Consider the following 5123-nt stretch of genomic DNA (forward strand, 5'->3'; position numbering starts at 1 on the left):
GAGCACGTTACGCAGCGGGGTCAGATCGACCGCCTAAACGTTGCCCTGATATTGCTCGACCTCGCGCTCGCCCGCATGGCCCGCACCGGAACCGGCCTCACACCAGAAACTCCCATTACCACAGACGAACCCCAGGTTATGGCCCGCCTCGCCCCCAACGCCCGCGCGGCGCGCAAATGGGCCAGCCTCCAACAAAACCTGTCCCAGCGCATCGGCCACGGTCGCGCAGTCAACGTGGATGCCCAAAGCCTGATCCTCGACGCCTTCCTCAAGATCAACGAGACCGCGTCGCGTCCTTGACCCTTCGCCCCAAAGCATCGATACGAAACCCATGTCTGAACCCGGCCCCGACATCCCGCTGACCGACAGCCATTGCCATCTCGACTTTCCGCAATTCGACGGCGAAATCGACGACCTTCTTGCGCGCGCCAAAGCCCGTGGCATTAGGCGCATGGTGACGATCTGCACAAAACTCATATCCCTGCCGCCGGTCCAAGCTCTCGCCGAGTCCCACAACGAAGTTTTCTTCGCCGCTGGCACGCACCCGATGTCCGTCGCGGACGAACCGCTGGTCAGCGTTGAAGACCTCCTCGCGGTCGCCGAACACCCCAAGTGTGTCGGCATCGGCGAAACCGGTCTCGACTATCACTACACGGTTGAAAGCAAGGACATCCAAGCGCAATCCTTGCGCATTCACATCGAAGCCGCCCGCCAAACCGGCCTGCCCCTCATCGTCCACGCCCGTGCCGCCGACGACGATATGACCGCGATCCTGTCCGAGGAGCACGCAAAAGACGCCTACACCTGCGTCATGCATTGCTTTTCCTCGTCTGCCGCCCTCGCCCAAGCCGCCCTTGATCTCGGGTTTTACCTTTCCATGTCCGGCATCACAGCCTTCCCCAAAAGCCAGGGCCTCCGCGATATCTTCGCCGCCGCGCCCGTTGATCGTATCCTCGTCGAAACCGATGCTCCTTACCTTGCGCCACCCCCTAACCGGGGCAAGCGCAACGAACCGAGCTACGTCGCCGACACAGCCCGCATCGGCGCCGAGGTTTTCAACATGGATTACAAAGACTTCGCGGCACAAACCGAAGCAAACTTTGACCGCCTCTTCACGAAAGCCGCCCAATGGCAAAGCTGACCTTCACCATATTGGGCTGCGGCTCTTCCGGAGGCGTTCCACGCCTCGGCGGCCTCTGGGGCGACTGTGATCCAACCAACCCCAAAAACCGCCGCCGCCGTTGCTCCCTTTTGGTCGAGCGGAAGACGAAAGACGGCACCACCCGCGTCCTTATCGACACATCCCCCGACATGCGCGACCAGCTTCTCGGGGCCGGTGTCGGCACACTAGATGCCGTCCTTTACACCCACGGCCACGCCGACCACGTCCACGGCATTGATGACTTGCGCATGATCGTCTTCAACCAGAAAAACCGGGTCGCTGTCTGGGCCGATGGTCCGACACAAGAACGCCTCTACGGCAGCTTCGGCTACGCCTTCACTCAACCCGCTGGCTCGCCCTATCCGCCAATCCTCGACATGTTCACAATTGATGGCGACGTCACAATTTCCGGCCCGGGCGGCGACATCATCTTCACCCCCTTCGAGGTAGATCACGGCGCAATAGACGCCCTCGGATTTCGAATTAAGAATGTCGCCTATCTTCCTGATGTATCAACTATTCGTGACGATACATGGGAAAAATTGCAAAACCTCGACGTCTGGATCGTGGACGCCCTCAGACGCACACCGCATCCAACCCACGCCCACCTCGAACGCACGCTTGAGTGGATCGGCCAGGTGCGACCCAAGCGCGCCATTCTCACCAACATGCACAACGATCTCGACTACGCGAAAGTCAACGCCGAAACCCCGGATCACATCTCCCCGGCCTTCGACGGTATGAAAATCGAGCTGGACGATTAACCAACGTGCAAGCCCTCCTAGACGTTATCCTCCCTGTCTTCCTCGTTATCGGCTTTGGCTATTTCGCGGTCTGGAGAGGCTGGTTTCCCGATACTGGCGTCGATGGACTGATGAAATTCACCCAAAACTACGCCATCCCCTGCCTCTTGTTCCGCGCAATTTCGACCCTCGACCTCTCGGCACAATTTGATCCCGAACTGCTGATCTCGTTCTACACTGGCGCCACCGTCGGCTTCACCGCGGGCACTTTGGGTGCGCGGTACATCTTCAGGCGCAATTGGTCCGACAGCGTCGCCATTGGCTTTGTCTGCCTGTTCTCCAACGCCGTCCTCCTCGGCCTGCCCATAACCGAGCGCGCCTACGGTACAGATGCACTGTCCGCCAACTACGCAATCGTCGCCGTCCACGCGCCTTTTTGTTATATGTTGGGCGTCGCTGCGATGGAGATTGCGCGCGCCGATAACCGCAATCCGGCGATACTGTTGGGCAAAATCCTGCGCTCAATGTTCCGCAACGCGCTGGTCATCGGTATCGCACTGGGCCTGGCAGTGAACCTCTCTGGCCTACCCCTTCCGGGTGTTCTGATCGACGCCGTTGACCTCATGGTCGTTGCCGCCCTTCCGGCCGCACTTTTCGGCCTCGGAGGCGTGCTACATCGCTACAAACCTGAAGGTGATTCTAAAACAATCGCAATGGTTTGCGTGATTTCTCTCATCCTCCACCCAGCGATCACCCTTAGCCTTGCGACCCTCTTTCAACTTGACCGCGACGCGCTCAGATCTGCCGTCCTGACGGCCGCAATGGCGCCCGGCGTCAACACCTACATTTTCGCCAATCTCTACGGCAGCGCGCGCCGCGTCGCTGCCGCATCTGTGCTTGTGGGCACGGCTGCATCCATCGTTACGGTCTGGCTCTGGCTGCTTCTGCTCCCATAGAGAACTCGTTCACACTTCATGAACATTAACCGTGATTATTCCTTACTTGTGCCCAATCGTGGTCACAAATCTGGGGTCTATCTAGGAACGAAGTTATGGGAATCGTTCTATGAGCAACGTCATCGCCTTCCGTCGACCGGCTGAACGCCACATTAAAGACCGCCGGATGCAGGGGGCTACGCTGTTTGTTCATATTAAAAACGCCTCACTGATTGCCCATCTTGCCAAACCCCTTGGGCAACGCGACGTAGGCGCCGAAAAGGCCAACCGCTCCTAGGCTGAGACTTTTGCTTCTCTCTGACGACTACTGCCGCTAAACCGTAAGGAACGGAATTAGGGGGCACGTCTCATGAACACCTACGATCTTTCTGGCAAAACAGCTATCGTTACTGGCGGCGCACAAGGCATCGGCCTAGCTGTATCGGCACGCCTTCTCGCCTCGGGCGCAAAAGTCGCCAGCTGGGACAGGAACGGCGACCAGAACGCCGCAACCGTCGCCGTCTTCAATGCAGGCGATAACGCCACCGCAATCACCGCCGACATTTCCGACTGGTCCTCCGTCCAGGCAGCCCTCAAAGCGACCGAGGCAGCGCTCGGCCCCGTCGATATCGTGGTAAACAGCGCGGGCCTCGCAGGCCCCAATGCTACAGTTGAAGATTACGACGTTACTACATTCGCCCATATCTGTGCCGTGAACCTCAATGGCACGTTTCACGTCAACAAAGCGGTTGTTCCGGGCATGCGCGCGCGCAACTACGGGCGCATCGTCAACATCGCCTCAATCGCTGGCAAAGAAGGCAATCCCAACGCCTCCGCCTACTCCGCGTCAAAAGCCGGGGTTATTGGCTTCACGAAATCACTCGGCAAGGAACTCGCAGGCCACGACATTGCGGTAAACTGCGTCACGCCCGCCGCCGCCCGCACTCCGATCTTCGACCAGATGAGCGATGAGCACATCGCCTATATGCTCTCGAAAATTCCCCGCGAGCGCTTTTTAGAAGTCGAAGAAGCCGCCGGCATGATTACTTGGCTGGCAAGCGCCGAAAACTCTTTCACCACAGCCGGCGTTTTCGACCTCTCCGGGGGCCGCGCAACCTACTGAACATCCACCAGCTGAAGCTGGTGGGAGCAACAGGAACAGTTGAAACTGTTCTTTTTTTAAGAGAACGCCTTCGGCGCACGTTTGGATTTCTTTTCCGCATAGAAATCAGAGGGTTTAGACCGATGAGTGAATACTAGAAGGCCGCGTTAACCATTTCTTAACTAGGCACGACGCACGTCCCATTGGACAACCATGAAAGCTCCGACCGCACCTACATGAAGCCCAAGTAGGGCGCCGCATTGGATGCGCCCGCCAACAGGCCACGGCCGAGGCCCGCGGCCACAACCCTCAAGGCAAATGTCCGAAACGCTTTCACAAAATCACGCATAGCCTGCAACGGGCAAAGGTTTGAGGGACGCAACTTCGGTGTCAAGCCTCATGAACAACAACTCACCCTCGCCGTCGCCGCAAATCGTAACGCGGATTGCACCACCTTCCGGTGCATTGATCGCCTACTGGCCATCTCAAGGCAAACTGCATCAGTCTTCATCGCTCATCAAAAGCTTTTTGTCGACTTAGATCCTATTGCGCAAGACTGTCAAAATTTAGTCAGTCCACAGAACGATCTATTCTTTCACTATTACGTTTATTTACAATTACTTCACAATCGAACGTCATCTGAAATTTCCAAACATCGCCACTATTGGATATAGCCAAAGAAGGATTTTCTTCTTCGCGGCCTTGCGGTTCAGATTGGCCACCTGCGCGGCAAATCACCCTCACATTTTCTGAAGGGACTTCCAAACGACGCGCGCCGTCGATGATCTACATCTCCTTCTTGGCTCCGGACGTTGCGCGGCATGTGCTGGATGGGAGGCAAGCTCTTTGCTTGGCATCTGACTGGTACCTGCGCCATGAACTTTCACCGGGCTTGTGTGAGCAGCGTCGCTTCCTCACAACTCTCCGAGAGCATTCTCTTCAATCTCGTAGCGCGAAACTGCCCGCCGCAGACTTCTGCTGTTCCGCCGGGATTGCACAACGTGGATCTGGCGTCTGCGCTCCGGCGCGTAGCCGATCTGCGCCTCACTTTCGGAAGTAACTGCTGCCTACAAGCATTGGCTCTCGTCTTCACACGCCGGAAAACTACCCAACCTGGCTCAGGTCGGGTTTTTTTTCGATAGAAAACAAACGCTCTTCCTGAGACGCCTTCCGTGTTAGAC

5 protein-coding genes and 1 pseudogene are annotated in these 5123 nt (G+C 57.4%); all 6 read left to right on the forward strand.

All coding sequences use genetic code 11. The annotated features are described in order from the left end of the window. Nucleotides 1–300 (forward strand): annotated as a pseudogene (locus AC221Y_RS20075) (DNA polymerase III subunit delta'); the annotation flags it as partial. 31 nt (nucleotides 301–331) lie between these two features. Then, nucleotides 332–1141: a TatD family hydrolase gene (locus AC221Y_RS20080; protein WP_486708171.1), complete on the forward strand. Its 810-nt coding sequence runs from the start codon at nucleotides 332–334 to the stop codon at nucleotides 1139–1141. Further along, the gene (locus AC221Y_RS20085; protein WP_486708172.1) at nucleotides 1129–1926 is read left to right on the forward strand and encodes an MBL fold metallo-hydrolase; all 798 of its coding nucleotides are present in this window, start codon (nucleotides 1129–1131) and stop codon (nucleotides 1924–1926) included. Before AC221Y_RS20080 ends, AC221Y_RS20085 begins: the two co-directional genes overlap by 13 nt. Before the next feature lie 5 nt (nucleotides 1927–1931). Beyond that, complete coding sequence (locus AC221Y_RS20090; protein ID WP_299752261.1) at nucleotides 1932–2861, forward strand: AEC family transporter; 930 nt, start codon at nucleotides 1932–1934, stop codon at nucleotides 2859–2861. A gap of 109 nt (nucleotides 2862–2970) precedes the next feature. Then, nucleotides 2971–3138: a hypothetical protein gene (locus AC221Y_RS20095; RefSeq protein WP_486708173.1), complete on the forward strand. Its 168-nt coding sequence runs from the start codon at nucleotides 2971–2973 to the stop codon at nucleotides 3136–3138. A gap of 72 nt (nucleotides 3139–3210) precedes the next feature. Continuing rightward, the gene (locus AC221Y_RS20100; protein WP_486708174.1) at nucleotides 3211–3963 is read left to right on the forward strand and encodes an SDR family NAD(P)-dependent oxidoreductase; all 753 of its coding nucleotides are present in this window, start codon (nucleotides 3211–3213) and stop codon (nucleotides 3961–3963) included. The last annotated feature ends 1160 nt before the right edge of the window (nucleotides 3964–5123 follow it).

Source organism: Boseongicola sp. (genome assembly GCF_057460485.1).

Bases quoted from the DNA above. Each gene is read 5' to 3' on its own strand.
- AC221Y_RS20095 (WP_486708173.1), top strand. From the start codon at position 2,971: ATGAGCAACGTCATCGCCTTCCGTCGACCGGCTGAACGCCACATTAAA.
- AC221Y_RS20100 (WP_486708174.1), top strand. From the start codon at position 3,211: ATGAACACCTACGATCTTTCTGGCAAAACAGCTATCGTTACTGGCGGC.
- AC221Y_RS20080 (WP_486708171.1), top strand. From the start codon at position 332: ATGTCTGAACCCGGCCCCGACATCCCGCTGACCGACAGCCATTGCCAT.
- AC221Y_RS20085 (WP_486708172.1), top strand. From the start codon at position 1,129: ATGGCAAAGCTGACCTTCACCATATTGGGCTGCGGCTCTTCCGGAGGC.